Annotated in this window: 16 protein-coding genes; 5 read left to right on the forward strand and 11 right to left on the reverse strand. The window is 55.3% G+C overall.

What is annotated here, in order from left to right; translation table 11 throughout:
- Positions 1-24: 24 nt before the first annotated feature.
- Together KQI10_RS04240 and KQI10_RS04245 are read right to left on the reverse strand one after the other, a co-directional pair.
- Positions 25-666: a TetR/AcrR family transcriptional regulator gene (locus KQI10_RS04240; protein ID WP_253285133.1), complete on the reverse strand. Its 642-nt coding sequence runs from the start codon at positions 664-666 to the stop codon at positions 25-27.
- A 240-nt stretch (positions 667-906) separates the two neighbouring features.
- Positions 907-1,920: an alpha-hydroxy-acid oxidizing protein gene (locus tag KQI10_RS04245; RefSeq protein WP_216566163.1), complete on the reverse strand. Its 1,014-nt coding sequence runs from the start codon at positions 1,918-1,920 to the stop codon at positions 907-909.
- Between the two features lie 262 nt (positions 1,921-2,182).
- On the opposite strand from KQI10_RS04245, the gene KQI10_RS04250 reads away from it, so the two are divergent.
- Positions 2,183-3,271, forward strand: a complete 1,089-nt coding sequence (locus KQI10_RS04250) for a hypothetical protein (protein ID WP_216566164.1) — start codon at positions 2,183-2,185, stop codon at positions 3,269-3,271.
- A gap of 22 nt (positions 3,272-3,293) precedes the next feature.
- Here the strand turns inward: KQI10_RS04250 and phoU are convergent, their stop codons facing one another.
- The 5 genes from phoU to KQI10_RS04275 all read right to left on the reverse strand — a co-directional run bounded on the left by phoU (position 3,294) and on the right by KQI10_RS04275 (position 7,601).
- Positions 3,294-3,941, reverse strand: coding sequence for a phosphate signaling complex protein PhoU (gene phoU / locus KQI10_RS04255; protein WP_216566165.1), 648 nt, complete (start codon positions 3,939-3,941; stop codon positions 3,294-3,296).
- Positions 3,941-4,699, reverse strand: a complete 759-nt coding sequence (gene pstB, locus KQI10_RS04260) for a phosphate ABC transporter ATP-binding protein PstB (RefSeq protein ID WP_216566166.1) — start codon at positions 4,697-4,699, stop codon at positions 3,941-3,943. Before pstB ends, phoU begins: the two co-directional genes overlap by 1 nt.
- 213 nt (positions 4,700-4,912) lie before the next feature.
- Complete coding sequence (gene pstA / locus KQI10_RS04265) at positions 4,913-5,788, reverse strand: phosphate ABC transporter permease PstA (protein WP_253285135.1); 876 nt, start codon at positions 5,786-5,788, stop codon at positions 4,913-4,915.
- Complete coding sequence (pstC, locus tag KQI10_RS04270) at positions 5,781-6,707, reverse strand: phosphate ABC transporter permease subunit PstC (RefSeq protein WP_216566168.1); 927 nt, start codon at positions 6,705-6,707, stop codon at positions 5,781-5,783. The genes pstA and pstC overlap by 8 nt, the downstream gene beginning before the upstream one ends.
- Entirely contained in the window at positions 6,708-7,601 is an 894-nt protein-coding gene (locus KQI10_RS04275) for a phosphate ABC transporter substrate-binding protein (protein WP_216566169.1), read from the reverse strand.
- Positions 7,602-7,843: 242 nt separating this feature from the next.
- Between KQI10_RS04275 and scfA the strand changes: the two genes are divergently transcribed.
- The 3 genes from scfA to KQI10_RS04290 are packed head-to-tail and all read left to right on the forward strand — an operon-like array spanning position 7,844 to position 10,737.
- Positions 7,844-7,990: a six-cysteine ranthipeptide SCIFF gene (gene scfA / locus KQI10_RS04280; protein WP_216566170.1), complete on the forward strand. Its 147-nt coding sequence runs from the start codon at positions 7,844-7,846 to the stop codon at positions 7,988-7,990.
- Positions 7,991-8,050: 60 nt separating this feature from the next.
- Positions 8,051-9,427 carry a thioether cross-link-forming SCIFF peptide maturase gene (gene scfB, locus KQI10_RS04285; protein WP_216566171.1) on the forward strand — a complete coding sequence of 459 codons (1,377 nt, stop codon included), beginning with the start codon at positions 8,051-8,053 and terminating at the stop codon, positions 9,425-9,427.
- The gene (locus KQI10_RS04290) at positions 9,424-10,737 is read left to right on the forward strand and encodes a DegT/DnrJ/EryC1/StrS family aminotransferase (RefSeq protein ID WP_371818349.1); all 1,314 of its coding nucleotides are present in this window, start codon (positions 9,424-9,426) and stop codon (positions 10,735-10,737) included. Before scfB ends, KQI10_RS04290 begins: the two co-directional genes overlap by 4 nt.
- Before the next feature lie 97 nt (positions 10,738-10,834).
- Here KQI10_RS04290 and KQI10_RS04295 read toward each other — a convergent pair whose 3' ends face one another.
- Positions 10,835-11,530, reverse strand: coding sequence for a DUF6320 domain-containing protein (locus KQI10_RS04295; protein ID WP_216566172.1), 696 nt, complete (start codon positions 11,528-11,530; stop codon positions 10,835-10,837).
- A 12-nt stretch (positions 11,531-11,542) separates the two neighbouring features.
- Positions 11,543-13,705 (reverse strand): alpha/beta hydrolase, encoded by a 2,163-nt coding sequence (locus KQI10_RS04300; protein WP_216566173.1) that lies wholly within the window; start codon positions 13,703-13,705, stop codon positions 11,543-11,545.
- 267 nt (positions 13,706-13,972) lie between these two features.
- Between KQI10_RS04300 and rbr the strand changes: the two genes are divergently transcribed.
- Entirely contained in the window at positions 13,973-14,518 is a 546-nt protein-coding gene (gene rbr / locus KQI10_RS04305) for a rubrerythrin (RefSeq protein WP_216566174.1), read from the forward strand.
- A gap of 296 nt (positions 14,519-14,814) precedes the next feature.
- Here rbr and KQI10_RS04310 read toward each other — a convergent pair whose 3' ends face one another.
- Both KQI10_RS04310 and KQI10_RS04315 read right to left on the reverse strand, forming a co-directional pair.
- Positions 14,815-15,699, reverse strand: a complete 885-nt coding sequence (locus KQI10_RS04310) for an AraC family transcriptional regulator (protein WP_253285137.1) — start codon at positions 15,697-15,699, stop codon at positions 14,815-14,817.
- Between the two features lie 251 nt (positions 15,700-15,950).
- Positions 15,951-16,274: a hypothetical protein gene (locus KQI10_RS04315; RefSeq protein WP_216566176.1), complete on the reverse strand. Its 324-nt coding sequence runs from the start codon at positions 16,272-16,274 to the stop codon at positions 15,951-15,953.
- Positions 16,275-16,568 lie beyond the last annotated feature (294 nt).

Genomic DNA, 16,568 nt, shown 5'->3' on the forward strand with positions numbered 1-16,568 from the left:
GCACCCGATGGGGTGCCGATATTTTTATGCTTCTTCTTTGGCGTCAGGGGCAGACAGGGTAAACTGATATTCCATTTCCAGCATCCGGAAAAGCTGCCGCATCACCTCATTGGCAATGGAGCGAATATCCAGGCTGTTAATGGTCTGAATTGCGGCATCGATTTTGTCCTCGGGAACCTCAAAAATATTCAGTGTTGTCCGCAGGAATCGGTTCAGCTTCCGCTCCAGCGTGAAATACACGTCACAGGGACGGGCCATATACGCCCGCATGATGCCCGCCGTGCCAATCTCAATCTCATAGAATCCGCTGCCATCGGTATCAGGCAGGTAAGACCCAAATATCTTCTGCAGTTCCGGCGCGGTCTTTTGATGGACCAACGCCACCAGATTCGGCTGGGTATAGACCTCTACATATACCTCCCGCAGGACTTCGTTCAATTCCGCCAGAGTCAGCTGTATGCTGGTCTCCACAGCGTACAAAAGCACGGGGTCAGGATTCTCCCCAACGATTTTTCCCGCAACATTAAACTGGTTTCCGAACATGAACTGGGTCAGATCCGCCAGCACGTCACTCTTGCTTTTGTAAAGGTGGTAGAAAGTACCCGCACTGACATCTGCCTCCTCAAAAATCTGCTTGGGAGGCGTGTTGCTGAAGCCCTGCTCCAAAAAAGTCGGACACAGGTTGACAGAATTCGCTTTTCTGTAGCCTGCCGATCGTAACGTGTTCTGATGGGATCGCCCTCTTTCTTTTCTATTAGAATCCATTCTAATGTTCTGGATTTATCATACTCTTTTATCATCCAAATGTCAAGACATGGGAAAAATTTTTCTTTTTCTCCAAAAATTGTGCATCAAAAAAAGCAAACCGGAATCGCACTTGGTTCCGGTTTGCCTGTATTTCCTCTGTTACACTCTGACGCAGTCTCTGGTAATCTCTGCCAAAGCATGTACACCGCACATTTGCATGGTATCCGCCAGCTCCGCCTGGAGCTTTTGTGTCAAGGCCACGGCACCCTCCGCGCCGCCGCCGTAGACCGCGCAGACATAGGGCCGGGCAATCACGACTGCCTGGGCGCCCAAGGCCAGGGCACGGAACACATCCGTACCGGTGCGGATACCGCCGTCCACCAGCACGGGAACACGGCCCGCCACTGCTTCCACAATCTCCGGCAGAACCTCCGCTGTGGCCGCGCAGCCGTCCAGCACCCGGCCGCCGTGGTTGGAAACCAGAATGGCGTCCGCGCCGGCCTCCAGGGATTTCAGCGCGCCCTTGACGGTCATAACGCCCTTGACGATAAAGGGCAAACCGGCCGCTTCCTTGATTTCCCGCAGCTGCTCCACAGTCTTGCTGCCCGCAGGGGGATTCATACCCTTCAGGAAAGGCAGACCCGCCGCGTCAACGTCCATGGCGGCGGCGAAGGCGCCGCTCTCCCGGACCAATGCCATCTTCTCCCGGATCAGTTCCATGTTCCAGGGCTTGACGGTGGGTACGCCCATGCCGCCCACGGCGGCAATGGCACTGGTGGCCTGAATCATAACGTTGGAGTCCAGGCCGTCGCCGGTAAAGGCGGCAATGCCCGCCTGGGCGCAGCCGCTGACCAGCGCGGCGTTATAGGTCTGGTCATTGTATTTGTCGCTGTAGTGCAGCGTAACCGCACCAACCGGGCCCGCAAAAATAGGAGCGGTGAAAGTTCTGCCGAAGAGGGTGAATCTCGTATCCGCATCGCCGCAGGAACACAGAGTATCCATGTTCACCCGGATCTTCTGCCAGGCGTCATAGTTCCGGATTGCCGTATCGCCTACACCCTTGGCTCCGGGGCCGGGAATCGTATTGCGGCACGCCAGGCCGTTGCAGACGGGGCACGCCTTGCACTTGCCCATATTGCCTTTGGCCTGAGCCATTGCTTCCTGATAAGTCATGATGTATACACCATCCTTATGTTTTGTAGTGTTTCGTATTATAGCACAGCAGAGAAGAAATGTACAGCCAGAACATAATCCGGAATATAAAATTTGCGAGGTATTGTTTATAGGGAAGTTTTATAAAGCGGCAAGCGGGTTCCTGCGATGCCCCCCCCCCGCAGAAGCCTATTTACTGTTTGCAATAAATTTGCATCTGTCCGGTTGACTTTGCAGTATAAGCAGTATAAAATATAAGAAAAAGCACAAAGGAGTTGCTTTTATGGCCAACACAAACTTCAGCGTCCGCATTATTGCACTACTTATTCTGCTGGGGGGATGTGCGGCTTTGGCGTGGCACCGGTATGCCGCACATTTTACGAATAAGGATCAGGAACCCTTATTCGGCGAACAGATCGAATCCACAGACGAAAATGCGCAGGAGCATCCGCTCAGTCAGCCGCAGGGGGGCTATACCTTAGCGCTGGAATCTACGATTGTTGAAAACGGTATGGCCTATGTTACATTCGGCCTCACCGCGCCGGAGGATACGGATTTTTCCGATGTTCTGGATATTCGTTCGGATGCGGGCCTGACGTTCTCCGATCTCACGGCAAAGCCGGCGGAAAAGAATACATCGGCGGAAATTTCCTATGATGTAATTGACGACAGGGACGGAAAAGACAACACACTCAAAATCGTGGTCAGAGTCAGGCCTGTTATACAGCAGGGAGCGGTTTCCGCGTTTGGCTCCGGAAAAACCTGCGAAATTGTTTTCAAAGATATTGTAAAGCGGGGACATGACCAGACCTATGAACAAACGCTTTTGGCAACCAAATACGCGGGTCAGACAGACTATGTGTTAACCGCGGAGGAAGCGGAGCGTGTGCATCCTAAGACGCTGCTGGCATCCGGGGAATGGAAGTTTGTGATCGAATTGACGGATGCGGATCCGGGCGAAATGGAGCTGCTGGAATCGCCGGTATCGACCAAGGTTTGGGTCGTTCGTACCGGATCGACGGAATATGAAGCACTTGATTCCGTAGAGGATGTTACCTTAACATCTGTTCGTGTCTCTCCTCTTCGTGTAGATATCTCGTTTGATATACCGGAACCATCCGACAGGTTTGAATGCCTGTTTATTGATGCCGGTATGTTTCCCTCACTCCCCGGCACCGTCCCGATGGACTATGATAATGTTATTTTGGTGCTGAAAGACGGAACAAAAATCACGCTGTTCCAGTCAAGAGGCGCAACAGATATGGCAATATTAGCCGCCAACAGACCCATTGTATTGGAGGAAGTGGATTATTTGCAAATGTCGGACGGAACAAAGCTCCAGAAAAACAAGATTTTCAAAAAAGTCTCATAGGCGCTTTCTGGCGATTCGGTTTTTATTCTCCCTCGCCCTTGTTATCCAGTGCGAAAATGACCCACTCGGCCAGATTGGTGGCGTGGTCGCCGATGCGCTCTAGGTATTTGTTCACCATCAGCAGATCGGCGGCGAACTCGCCGTACTCGGGGTTCTCCCGGATGACCTGGATCAGATCCGCCTTGACCTTCAGGAACAGGTCGTCTACCACATCGTCGTGGTCAATGACCGCCCGGGCCTTGGCCATATCTTTGGTGACGTAGGAGTCCACCGCGTCCACCAGCATGACGATGGTCTCCGCCGCCATGCGCTTGATGTTGTCCCCCCGGAGCCGGTAGGGCGTGCCCGCCATAGCTACGGTCAGCTCTGAGATATCCGCCGCGTGATCTCCGATCCGCTCCATATCCGTGACCATTTTCATGGCCGCCGTAATGGTCCGCAGATCCCGGGCCACAGGCTGCTGCTGAATGAGCAGCTGGAAGCAGATGTTTTCAATCTTCTTCTGGGCCTGGTCGATGTACGCATCCTCGGCCATAATGCGCTTGGCGGTATCCACATCCTGATTCAGAAATGCCTGTGTGGCATCCTGAATGGCAGACTCGATCATGGACCCCATATGGGTCATTTCCTCCCCCAGCTGCTTGAGCTGGGCATCAAAGCGAATTCGCATCAGCCGAACCTCCCCGTAATGTAATCCTCGGTCTTCTTCTCCTTCGGGTAGGAGAAGACCTGACGTGTCTGTCCAAACTCAATCAGCTCCCCCAGCAGGAAGAAAGCCGTATAATCAGAAACACGGGTGGCCTGCTGCATGTTGTGGGTGACCACCACCACGGTGTATTTCTTTTTCAGTGTTTCCATCAGATCTTCGATTTTTGCCGTGGAAATGGGGTCCAGGGCGGAAGTGGGCTCGTCCATCAGCAGCACTTCCGGCTCCACCGCCAAGGCTCTGGCAATGCACAGCCGCTGCTGCTGCCCGCCGGACAGGCCCAGAGCGGACTTTTTCAGCCGGTCCTTTACCTCGTCAAAAATCGCTGCCCCCCGGAGGCTTTCTTCTACGATGTCGTCCAGTTTGGCCTTGCTCCGGATGCCATGGACCCGAGGGCCGTAGGCCACGTTGTCGTAAATGCTCATGGGGAATGGGTTGGGCTGCTGAAACACCATGCCCACCCGGCGGCGCAGCACGGTGGTATCCACATTGGGAGCATAGATATTCTCCCCGTCCAGCTCCACAGAGCCGGTGATTTTCACCCCATCCACCAGATCATTCATCCGGTTCAGCGTCTTCAAAAACGTGGACTTGCCGCACCCGGACGGCCCAATGAAAGCCGTCACCGTATTGGGTGCTATGTCCATATTGATTCCTTTCAGTGCCTGATTCTGCCCATAAAACAGGTCCAGATCCCGCACTTGGATTTTTGGTTCCAACATGTGATGTTCTCCTGTTATGTTGTTTTGAAATTTGATACCCATCTGATAAACCGAACCGAAATTGACAATTGACAATTGACAGTTGACAATTGAGGTATTTCCTTCGGAAATGCGTATGAAAATATTTGATTTTTATCCCGCAGGGATACCATAATTGTCAATTGTTCATTGTCAATTGTCAATTTTCCCCCGGTATACGTTTGTTCAACGGTATTACTTTCGGTTCTGCACGTCCAGCCTCTTCGCCAACGCCTTCGCTCCCATGTTGATGAAGAGGACCACAACGAGCAGTACCACGGCGATGCCGAAAGCGGTGGAGAAGTCTCCTTCGCTGGTGGCGCTGAGGTAGAGCTGGATGGTCAGGGTGCCGCCGGACTGGAAGATTTTGGCGAAGAATTTCGCCAGAGTCTTGGGCAGGGTCTTGGCGGCACCGGCGGTAAAGAGCAGGGCGGCAGACTCGCCTACAATGCGGCCAATGGCAAGAATCGCTCCGGTCAGAATGCCGGGCATGGCAGAGGGCAGTAAAATGGTGCGGATGGTGTACCACTTCCCCGCCCCCAAACCTACGGCCCCCTGCCGATAGCTGTCCGGCACGGTTTTCAGGGCTTCCTGGGTGTTTCGGGTTATGAGGGGCAGCACCATGAGCATCAGGGTCAAGGCACCGGTCAGCAAGGAGTAGCCCAGGCCCAGGGTCTCCCCAAAGAACATGCTGCCGAACAGGCCAAAGAGGATGGAGGGGATGCCGGAGAGGGTCTCCGTGGCGAATTCAATCAGGCTTACCAGCTTTCCGGGCTTGGCGTATTCGTTCAGGTATACCGCCGCCCCCACGCCGATAGGCAAAGCCGCCAGCATGGTCAGCACCACGATCATCAATGTGTTCAGCAGGTTTCCCGCAATGCCTACCGTGCCTTTGAGTTTGGAGGTCACGGTGGTGAGGAATGCCCAGTTGACGCTGCCCACACCCCGAATCAACACATACAGCAGAATCAGTGCCAGCAGAGCCACGGACAACAGGGCGCAGAAATAAATGAGTCCGTAAAGAATGGAATCCGTGGGCCGTTTCCGGCGCAGGGTCAGGGATTCACCCATGGTCATTGCCTCCTTCCCGGCGCAGCCTCAGCAGCACCAGATTGACGAGCATAATAAACAGATACAGCACCAATCCCACGGTAAAGAGAACCTGCCGGTGGATGCCCTCGGCGTAGCCCATTTCGCTGACCAGCTGGGTGGTGAGGAACCGAACGGAGTTAAAGGGCAGGGGCAGATTTACGGAGCCTCCGGCTACCATGTTGATGGCCATGGCTTCTCCCAAGGCTCTGCCAATGCCCAGAACCACGCCGGTGAGAATGCCGGACTTGGCGGCGGGAACGGTGACACCCCAGATGGTCTGCATTTTGCTGGCCCCCAGGGCCAGAGAAGCCGCCCGCAGCTGTCCCGGCACTGCCCGGATGGCGGAAGCGCTGACGCTGATGACCGTGGGCAAAATCATAATGGCCAGGACGATCACCGCCGCCAATAAATCCGCGCCGCCGGTATACTGGTGAGTGGTGCTGCCTGCGAAGATGATTTTTTCCAGCTTATAAAGGACGGGATTCAAAAGCATCATGCCAAGCAGACCGTAAATCACCGAGGGGATGGCCGCCAGCAGCTCTACGGCGGGCTGGACAATTGCAGACAGACGCTTTCCGGAGACTTCCGTAAGAAACACCGCCGTCAAAAGTCCCACGGGAACGCCCACCAGGACGCTGAGGGCTGTACCGACGATGGACGAGAGAATGATATAGGCGATGCCAAAGCTCGGCTCCGCCGCCGTGGGCTTCCAGATTGTGCCGAACAGCAGTTCCCCCACACCCACCCGATGGAGGGCAGGCAGGCCCTTGGCAAAGAGGTAAAAGGTAATGGCGCACACCGCAAAAATCGCCACCACCGCGCATATTAAAAGAAGGGCCCGAGCCAGACGCTCTGCGGTGAAAGCGTCGTGACCCGGAATGCCCTTGATTTTCTTCATTTACTGGGGAAGAATCAGGCCCATGGCCTTGATGACAGCCTGGCCCTCATCGGACTGTACGTAGTGAAACCAGGTCTTTACCAGATCGTTCTGTTCCTCAATGGTTCCCAGAGTGGCCATGACGAAGGGACGGGACAGCTTGTAGGAACCGGCCACAATGTTCTCCTCGGTGGGGGCCACGCCGTCCAGGCTCAGGGCCTTTACGGTGTCATCCACCACATCCAGGGACACATAACCGATGGAGCCGGGGGTAGCGGCCACCTTGGCCAGCACACCGCCGGTGGAGTCCAGCTCCTGGGCGTAGGCACACTGATCTTCGATTTTCAGCAGCTCTTCAAAAGCACCACGGGTACCGGAACCGGCCTCACGGCCCAGAACCACGATGGCCTCGTCAGCGCCGCCCAGATCTTTCCAGTTGGTGATTTTGCCGGTGTAGATGTCGGTCAGCTGCTGGGCGGTCAGGTCGGACACCACGCTATCCTTGTGGGTAATCACGGCGATGCCGTCAATGGCCACAATGTTCTCCACAGCGCCGGACTGCTTTTCGCCGTCCTTCAGGCTCCGGGAAGCGTTGCCGATGTCGGTCTTGCCCCCGGCCAGTGCCTCCAGACCCGCGCCGGAGCCGGTGTACTCGGCGGTAACGGTGATGTCGGGGTAAACCTGCTCAAAGCTCTCGATCATGGCCTCGCACAGCTTCTGCATGGAGGTGGAGCCTGCCAGAGTGACCGTACCGGAAAGCTTGGCGGCCTCGGTGGTCTCGGCAGTCGTTTCAGTGGCCGCGGTGGCGGCAGCGGTAGTGGCGGCGGTGGTATCCGCAGCGCTGTTCTGGGCACCGCAGGCGGTCATGGCCAGCGTCAGCACACCAGCCAGAGCAATTGCAATCAGTTTTTTCATTTTTTCTTCCTCCTGAGATTTGTCTTTGTTGGATTTCGGATTACGCGGGTATCATACGGCGGTCATGTAAACTCGGAAAGGCAGAATTTGTAATTTGTGGGTAAAAATAAAGAAATTCAAATTCGCCGTTCTCCAAAGGCCTTGCCCGCAATTATTCCTTCGTCCCGCAAAAATCGCGATTGACATTTCTTTCTCCCCATGGTAAACTTAATAAATAAAATAACCATTAGGAGGAACCTTCCATGAAGCATATTCAGACCATCGAGACCCGCAATCTGTGCCAGAGCGCCAAGAACGGCGGCTGCGGCGAGTGCCAGACCTCCTGCCAGTCTGCCTGCAAGACCAGCAGCGGCATCGCCAACCAGAAGTGCGAGAACAAGAATAAGTAAGTTATTTTTGAAGAAATGCCGCCTGTTTGGGCGGCATTTTTCATGTACAAGGAGAAAACTATGATCCATCAGTATCAGTTAAACGGCTATAACATCGTTCTGGACGTATGCTCCGGCTCGGTCCATGTGGTGGACGAGGCCGCCTACGACCTGATTGGCCTCTACGAATCCTGCCCCCGGCAGGAGGCCCTGGCCCAGGTTGCCGCCAAGTATCCGGAAATCGACCCCCAGGAGCTTTCGGAATGCTATGACGACATCACTTCTTTGAAAGATGCCGGCAAGCTCTTTACCCCCGACACCTTTGCCTCCATGGCCGGAGAATTAAAGGCCCGGACCTCCGGTGTTGTAAAGGCCCTGTGCCTGCACATCGCCCACACCTGCAACCTGAACTGCTCCTACTGCTTTGCCTCCCAGGGCAAGTACCACGGGGACCGGGCCCTCATGTCTTTTGAGGTGGGAAAGCAGGCTCTGGATTTTCTGGTGAGCCATTCCGGCACCCGGAAGAATCTGGAGGTGGACTTCTTCGGCGGCGAGCCGCTGATGAATTTCGATGTGGTCAAGCAGTTGGTGGCCTATGCCCGCGGCATTGAAAAAGAGGCGGGCAAGAACTTCCGCTTCACCCTGACCACCAACGGCATGCTCATCGACCAGGACGTCATTGATTTCTGCAATAAGGAAATGAGCAATGTTGTCCTGAGCCTGGACGGCCGGAAAGAGATCCATGACCGGTTCCGGGTGGACTACGCGGGCCACGGCAGCTACGATAAAATCGTGCCCAAATTCCAGGACCTGGTCCGCCAGCGGGGCGGCAAGGACTACTACATGCGGGGCACCTTCACCCACCACAACCCGGACTTCCTCAACGATATCAAGGCCATGCTGGACCTGGGCTTTACGGAGCTTTCCATGGAGCCGGTTGTCACCGCCAAAGGCGACCCCTCCGGTCTGACAGAGGAAGACCTGCCCATCATCATGGAGCAGTATGAGGATCTGGCCAGGCTCCAGCTGGAGCGCTATAAAGAGGGCCGTCCCTTTACCTTCTATCACTACATGATCGACCTCACCGGCGGTCCCTGCATCTATAAGCGCATCTCCGGCTGCGGCAGCGGAACGGAATATATGGCCGTGACCCCCTGGGGTGACCTGTACCCCTGCCACCAGTTCGTGGGCGAGGAGAAGTTCAAACTGGGCAACATCTGGGACGGCGTGACCAATACGGAAACTCAGCAGGAATTCGCTTCCTGCAATGTCTATGCCCGGCCCGACTGCCACGACTGCTGGGCCCGGCTCTATTGCTCCGGCGGCTGCGCCGCCAACGCCTACCATGCCACCGGCAGCGTAAAAGGCGTATACGAATACGGCTGCAAGCTGTTCCGCAAGCGCATGGAGTGCGCCATCATGGTGCAGATTGCGGAAAAGCTGGGGGATCAGGCGTGACCGGCACCCCTGTCTGTGATTTTGTCCGGGCTTATGCCGCCAAAGTTCCCGTCCGGCTCCATATGCCGGGGCACAAGGGAACGGGGCCTCTGGGCTGCGAAGCCATGGACATTACAGAGATCCACGGGGCAGACGACCTGTTCCACCCGGAGGGAATCCTCGCCGAAAGTGAAGCCAACGCGTCCCGGCTTTTCGGCTGGCCCACGGTGTATTCCGCCGAAGGGTCCAGTCTGGCCATCCGGGCCATGCTGTATCTGGCCTATACCCAGGCGGGCTGTAAGGGAAGGTGTCTGGCCGGGCGGAATGCCCACAAGAGCTTTCTTCATACGGCGGTGCTGCTGGACTTTTCTATTCGCTGGCTCTGGGCCGGAGACAATTACCTCAGCTGTCCCGTAACCGCCGAAACGGTGGAAAAAGCCATTTTGGAAGAGACGGAGAAGCCCTTCGCTGTGTATCTGACCAGTCCGGATTATCTGGGCAATGTGGCGGATATCCGGGGCATTGCCCAGGTCTGCCACAAATATGGCGTGCCTCTGCTGGCAGACAACGCCCATGGTGCCTATCTGAAATTTCTGCCTGTCTCCCGGCATCCCATGGATCTGGGGGCGGACCTGTGCTGTGATTCCGCGCACAAGACCCTGCCGGTGCTCACCGGCGGAGCCTATCTCCACTTTCGGGATGCCGGAATGACAGAGCGCGTCAGGCAGGCCATGGCCCTTTTCGGCTCCACCAGCCCCTCCTGGCTGATTCTGCAGTCCTTAGACGCGGCAAATCCCTATCTGGGGCATATGCCTCAGGCCATCGCCGCCATTGCTCCCCGCGTCGCCGCCCTGAAGGGGGCGCTGCTGGCCCATGGGTTTACACTGGTTGGGGATGAGCTGCTGAAAATCACAGTTCATGCCTCCCACTGGGGCTATTCCGGTGAGGAAATTGCGGATATTCTGGAAGGAAACAACATCTTCTGCGAATTTGCGGATCGGGACTTCATCGTCTTCATGCTTTCTCCCCGGAATACTCCGGAAGAGCTGGAACAGCTGCAGGAAAATCTCTGCGCCCTTCCCCGAAAGTCGCCCATCACGGAGCCGCCCCTGATTCGGACCCAACCGGATGCAGTCTGTTCTCCCCGTCAGGCAGCCTTTGCCCCACAGGAGACTATTCCGGCTAAAGAGAGTCTGGGCAGAATCCTTTCCGCCGCTACCGTCAGCTGCCCCCCCGCGGTGCCCATCGTCATGTGCGGCGAGCGCATTGACGAAACGGCTCTGGAAGCCTTTCGCCGCTGCGGTATTGAACATGTGACCGTTATGAAATAGCAAAGCCGCCCAATCCGGGCGGCTTTTGTCTGCCTTGTTCTATTGGGGCCGGACAAGCGGTTCCATTCCGTACATCAGGGCAAGGGGTTCTCTTCCCTTACAGGAAGGTCTTTCGCTGCACAGCCTCTCTGGCCGGGCGGCAGATGGCCAGAAAGATCAGGGTGCCGCCCATGAGCACCAGCGCCACCAGAGGATACAGTGACCAGCCCACGAACCTCGGCATTTTGAAGGTCAGCACCATCAGATACTCCATCAGCGGCAAAAATGCCCCCAGGGCAATCAGCGCCCCGCCGAAAATATACAGTTCCCCCCCCCGGGTATACCGGGTAAGCACCACCACAGCGGTCACCAGTATGCCCAGGAAGCCGACCACCGGGAAGGCGAAGCTCAAAAACCAGCCGCCGTGCAAAGCCAGGTCAATATAGAGCACATACAGCCCCACCGCCGCGAAGCCGCAGGGCACGAAAATCACCGGATTGGGGTTTCGGAACCACTGGGGCAGCACCCCGCCGATATAGCACAGCAGAATGCCGCCCACCACAAAACCGGACCAGGTGATTTTTCCATGGATGCCCAAATCGCAGATCAGAGTGATGAAAATAGGAATCAGCATCAGGATGGTCACCGCGCCGAGCACAGTCTTATTGCTTACCTTGGCCTGGGGGTACCGGTCCTGAGGGTAGAGGGCCTGACCCTCCTGCCGGACGATATCCGGATGATAGGGCACCGTCCCGCAGAGGGGGCACCGTTTTTCGCTGTCCGCCAGCTTGACGCCGCAATTGATACAATACATGATTGGAACACCTCACGCTCGTGTGTTGGTCTGGACCTCCGCGCCCAGACCCATATCCCGCAGCACCTGGAAGAAATGGGCTTCCAGATCCGGTTCCCGGATCTTGCGGGTAAAATTGATATACAAATCGTCCCCATAGGACAAGGCACTGCAATTCTGAGGCGCCGTTGCCTGGGGGCTGAGGATAAAGTCAAAGCGCTTGACATAGGGCAGCATTTCCTCCGGCAGCCTCACCGCCCCCAGATTGGAGATGCAGAGACAGGAGGTCTTCTCCCCCACCGCGTCAAAAACCGCCTTCATGACCATATTTTTGAGAAACAGCGGCATAACACGCACCACCGCCATCTGCTCACTGCTGACATTTACCGCGATCTTGCTGCTCATCACCTTGGCATTTACATCCAGGCCCATGCGATGGGTTACCGCATTGCAGATTTCTGAAAAGCTGTAGCTGCCAAGCCGGGGGTCAATCTCCGGGGTGGTATACAGGGCAAAATTCCGAAGGGTCTGACTGGGGAACAGCTTACGCAGATTGACGGGGATCTGCACCCGTATCATATGCCGCCGCCGGATGTTTCCAACCTGCTCCTCCTGCATCTCCTGCAGGGCCATCATCAGCGCGGCGCAAAGGAAGGCCGTCAGGCTGACGCCGTATTCGTGGGCCTTCTCCAGCACCTGTCCGGCACTGAGCCGGAAGCAGGTCAGATTCAGGAAGCCGTCCGCCTCCAGCGTTCCGCTGGGCCGCCAGGCATTGTTTTCCCTGCGGCTGGCGTTGACATTGCCCGCGTATTTCAGGAAGCTGTCCTCCAGTTCCTCCTCCCGGGGCTCCTCCAGACGGCCCAGAACCCCCTGCTCCGCCGGAATGGAAATGCCGTACTTCTGCTGCAAATACTCCGCAGTCAGGGATTTCAGGAACACCATGGCCCCATTTCCATCCGTTACCGCGTGAAAGAATTCCACGGCGATCCGGTTTTCATAAGGAAGCACCCGGAAGGCACAGCCGCGCAGTTCCCGGCGGCTCATACGGGTGACAGGATAGCTGTTCTCCTCCCGCAGCTTTGGGGCATGCTCCAGCTGCTGCAGATAGTACCAGAAAAGCCCCCGCCGCAGCCGGACGCACATAGACGGAAACCGCCGCACGGTCACATCCAGCGCAGACTGCAAAACCTGAGTGTCCACCGGTTCGCTCAGGGTCACGGACAGACGAAACACATTGCTCCAGCTTTGCCGCAGCGCCGCGGGGTAGATCTTGGCCGCATTGTCCAGGCGCATCCAGCGCAGCTTCCGTTCCTGAGAAAAATACCGGGTCAGGAAGGTGTTCATGGTTGCCCAGTCCTCTTTGTCCTCCGCCAGACCGTAGAGCAGATAGGCATGCCACCTGCCGGGATGGACAGAAAGCTGGCTGATATTCCCCGCTTTCCGGAGATTCCGATACATGTTCTCCGAATCACTGCGCAGGATCTCATCTCCACCCACAAAAATCAACGACGGCGGGAATTTTTTCAGATCACCAAACAGGGGGGACACCAGCGGGTTTTTCACATCCCCCGAATAGCATTGTGCGTAAAAACCCAGCTGCTCCCGAGAGAGAGAGACATCGCATTCCAGATTGGTCTCAAAGCTCCTGCCGGAGAAGGTCAGATCCGTCCAGGGGGAAATGGCGACAATGCTGCCGGGCAGAGGCAAGCCCTGCTGCCGCAGATACAGGCACAGGGCGAAACACAGCCCCCCGCCTGCGCTTTCCCCGCAGAGGCAGATTTTTTTGGGAGCATAGCCTTTTTTCAGCAGGTACCGATAAGCCCGCGCCGCATCCTCCACAGCCGCCGGGAATGGGTTTTCGGGGGCCAGACGATAGGCGGCACAGAAAACCTTGGCCCCGCACTCGTCCGCCAGAGTGGTGCCGAAGCCCAGAGCATACTCCAGGCCGCCGCAGGTATACCCGCCGCCGTGGAGATAGAGAATCACCCCGTCCCGCCGGGGGTCGTTGGGCAGCACCCAGGCCCCCTGAAAATTCTCAAAATCATGGTGCTTCACCCGGGCCTGCCCATGACGGACCGCCCGCATAAGCTCCCCCACCGCGTTCTGTCCCTTCCGGCTGGTCTCCAGAGAGCAGTTGGTAAGCCGCGGTTTCATATGGGCCAGCCGGTCCCGCACCATATTCGCAGATAGCTGCATCGCTTGTCCTTTCTCGCCCCGTTTCCGGGGCGGCGCATTTGTTTCTTATAGAATACCATTGTTTGGGGCGTCTTGCAATCTCCGATTCCGTTTTTTTCTCTCCCCGGCGGAGAATCGGCGGGCATCATGCTAGAATAGTGAATATAAATAAGAATAATTATTATTTAACATTGACTTTTGGAAGAACATCGGTTACACTATTCCCGGAAAGAGGCGGTGCGACGCCCTGCTTCTCTACTATCTTAAATTAGGAAGGTTGAATGAATCATGCCCAACGCAACAAAGTACGCCGGTACCCAGACCGAAAAGAATCTGATGGCCGCCTTTGCAGGCGAATCCGAGGCCCGCAACAAGTACACCTATTTTGCTTCCAAGGCCAAGAAGGATGGCTTTGAGCAGATCGCTGCCCTGTTTCTGAAAACCGCCGAAAATGAGAAGGAGCACGCCAAGCTCTGGTTCAAGGAGCTGAACGGCATCGGCACCACCGCGGAAAATCTGGCTGCCGCCGCGGCAGGCGAAAACTACGAGTGGACCGACATGTACGAGGGCTTCGCCAAAACCGCCGAGGAAGAAGGCTTCCCGGAGCTTGCCGCCCGGTTCCGTCTGGTCGCCGCCATTGAAAAGCACCATGAGGAGCGCTACAGAGCGCTGCTGCACAATGTGGAAATGGCCCAGGTCTTCGCCAAGAGCGAGGTAAAGGTATGGGAATGCCGGAACTGCGGACACATCGTCGTAGGCGAAAAGGCCCCGGAGGTCTGCCCCACCTGCAATCACCCCCAGAGCTATTTTGAAGTCCGCGCGGAGAATTATTAATCTTCCCCTCCATGTAGCATAAAGCATCCCCGGATCTTCAGTGAAGTGCCCCCTGTCAAATAGACAGTGAAAAAACAAAAAATATTTTGTTGGAGATGGTCTCTGCATTGGCAGAGATCATCTTTTTATGCAGCAGCGTGAAACTCCATAGTTGTCATGCATCGAAGGCGCTTCTGAGACGAGATTTGTCAAGGTGGTTTTCTGCAAAAGTTACATATTATTCAAAAGCAGCAATAGTACAAGGTTTTTCCACTCGTGCTACTGCTGCTTTTTGTTACTTTACTTAATTGGTTTCATTATTTCTTGCAAACTGACCGCAGTTCGATATAACCACGATTCCCACGAGGTTCCAACTGGATACGGGGATTGCTGTCATCCCAAACGTAACCAATGACCGTAGGATCATAACCGTCCATAGCCTGCTGAACGGCGGTGATGGCATCACAGTAATCTTCCTCTGCAAAAGGTTCACCCTGGAACATGAGATAGTCCGCTTCCGGCAGGTCGATCACATCGAATCCCTCCGGCACCGCACCGTGGTAGTCCGTATCCACTTCCACACCCTGCACATAGGTAGAAGTACCCGGCTTTTTGTACTGCTGAGGAAGCCACAAACTCACCGGCTCGCCGCAGAGGGAATCCATGCTGAGAAGCAGTCCCCAAACATCGCATCCCACTTCCTCGCAATAAGGGAAATAATCCTCTGCCTTGATACCACGCTTGCAAAGAACCTTGCGGGCGGGCTTGTGGATGACCTGAATAAAAATGTTGTTTGTTTTCATTGTCGTTCTTTCCTTTCTGAGTGCTCTGAATTTTGCACCATAAGGCACGAACAGAGTGATGGGAACAGGATTGGCAGCATATTCGCTGGGGCACATTCCGAACTCCCGGAAAAAAGCTCTTGTAAAGCCATCTACGCTGCCAAAGCCTAAATCAAATGCCACATCAATGATGCGAACATTTTCATTCTTTATCCGCAGAGCCGCTTTCGCAAGCCGTAATCGACGGATATAGTTGGCCGGAGTCAGCCCTGTATATTCTTGGAATAGCCGATGGGAATGCCACGGAGAAAACAGGGACACCTTTGCCAAATCCGATAAGCCAACGGTTTCCTCCAAATGGGCTTCGACGTAGTCCTGCATCCGCTGTACCGCTAAAATCTGTTCTTTCACACCGTTCATCTCCTTGCGATTACAAGGATATTATATTGTTTCTCAGAAGGCTTCTCTCGACGTTTTTTGCTGAAACGGTCAATATCCTTCAGACCATCATCTCAGGCAATATTATTTCAGCAAATCGGCTTTTATTTTATACAACTAATTCAAACCGCATATCTGTCCTGATATAGTCCCCTTATTGTAGTCTCGAAATCTTTGCTATTTCGAGTGTCTACTCTAAGGGGACTATATCAAATCGATGATCCGGGGATATATTATTTCTTCCGCGCGCCGCAACCGGCGACTTTCAAACCGCTGAGCTGCCAGATGCCGTCATTTTTCTCTACCCGGCGGTATTCCAGCTGCACCTGATCTCCAACGTGCAGATTGCCGTTCTGCTTCGCAAGCTGTTCTCTGGAGAGAGGCACCGTCTCGCAGGGAAGCACCTCCCTGCCGCGCCGCTCCAATAGGACAAGGTACTCCTCCGTTGACACCTTCACCACCGTACCGCTGACGCTGCGCGACCCCGCGGCGGTGCATCCGCAGAACACGAGGATCACAAGCAACAGGCTGACTACAAATATTAACTTTCTTTTCACATGGATGCACTCCTTCCGCGTTTCGGCTCAAAAGTCCTTTCACCTATATAGACGGAAAAGGAATGCGAAAGGTGACATGTTTGGAGAAAAAAAGTTGAAATTCTGCGTGTTGCACAATTTCCTACAAATTCTTTTGTGCAATAGGCGCAAAGCATGTGTATCCCGTGGCAGCGTCTGCTGCGGTGATTTTTTACGCTCTGTCCGCCCGTGGGCTGGGTCCCTCCGGGGGCTTCTTTCTTGTCCCGCCAAGAAAGAAGGAAAGAATGCGGCTTAAGGGAGGCGCTGACCGCTGCT

Origin of the sequence: Pseudoflavonifractor sp. MSJ-30, assembly GCF_018918045.1 — a bacterium.
Classification (GTDB): Bacteria; Bacillota; Clostridia; order Oscillospirales; family Oscillospiraceae; genus Faecousia.

Bases quoted from the DNA above. Each gene is read 5' to 3' on its own strand.
- KQI10_RS04295 (WP_216566172.1), bottom strand. From the start codon at position 11,530: ATGTATTGTATCAATTGCGGCGTCAAGCTGGCGGACAGCGAAAAACGG.
- KQI10_RS04300 (WP_216566173.1), bottom strand. From the start codon at position 13,705: ATGCAGCTATCTGCGAATATGGTGCGGGACCGGCTGGCCCATATGAAA.
- scfA (WP_216566170.1), top strand. From the start codon at position 7,844: ATGAAGCATATTCAGACCATCGAGACCCGCAATCTGTGCCAGAGCGCC.
- KQI10_RS04250 (WP_216566164.1), top strand. From the start codon at position 2,183: ATGGCCAACACAAACTTCAGCGTCCGCATTATTGCACTACTTATTCTG.
- phoU (WP_216566165.1), bottom strand. From the start codon at position 3,941: ATGCGAATTCGCTTTGATGCCCAGCTCAAGCAGCTGGGGGAGGAAATG.
- KQI10_RS04310 (WP_253285137.1), bottom strand. From the start codon at position 15,699: ATGAACGGTGTGAAAGAACAGATTTTAGCGGTACAGCGGATGCAGGAC.
- pstC (WP_216566168.1), bottom strand. From the start codon at position 6,707: ATGAAGAAAATCAAGGGCATTCCGGGTCACGACGCTTTCACCGCAGAG.
- pstA (WP_253285135.1), bottom strand. From the start codon at position 5,788: ATGGGTGAATCCCTGACCCTGCGCCGGAAACGGCCCACGGATTCCATT.
- KQI10_RS04275 (WP_216566169.1), bottom strand. From the start codon at position 7,601: ATGAAAAAACTGATTGCAATTGCTCTGGCTGGTGTGCTGACGCTGGCC.
- rbr (WP_216566174.1), top strand. From the start codon at position 13,973: ATGCCCAACGCAACAAAGTACGCCGGTACCCAGACCGAAAAGAATCTG.
- scfB (WP_216566171.1), top strand. From the start codon at position 8,051: ATGATCCATCAGTATCAGTTAAACGGCTATAACATCGTTCTGGACGTA.
- KQI10_RS04245 (WP_216566163.1), bottom strand. From the start codon at position 1,920: ATGACTTATCAGGAAGCAATGGCTCAGGCCAAAGGCAATATGGGCAAG.
- pstB (WP_216566166.1), bottom strand. From the start codon at position 4,699: ATGTTGGAACCAAAAATCCAAGTGCGGGATCTGGACCTGTTTTATGGG.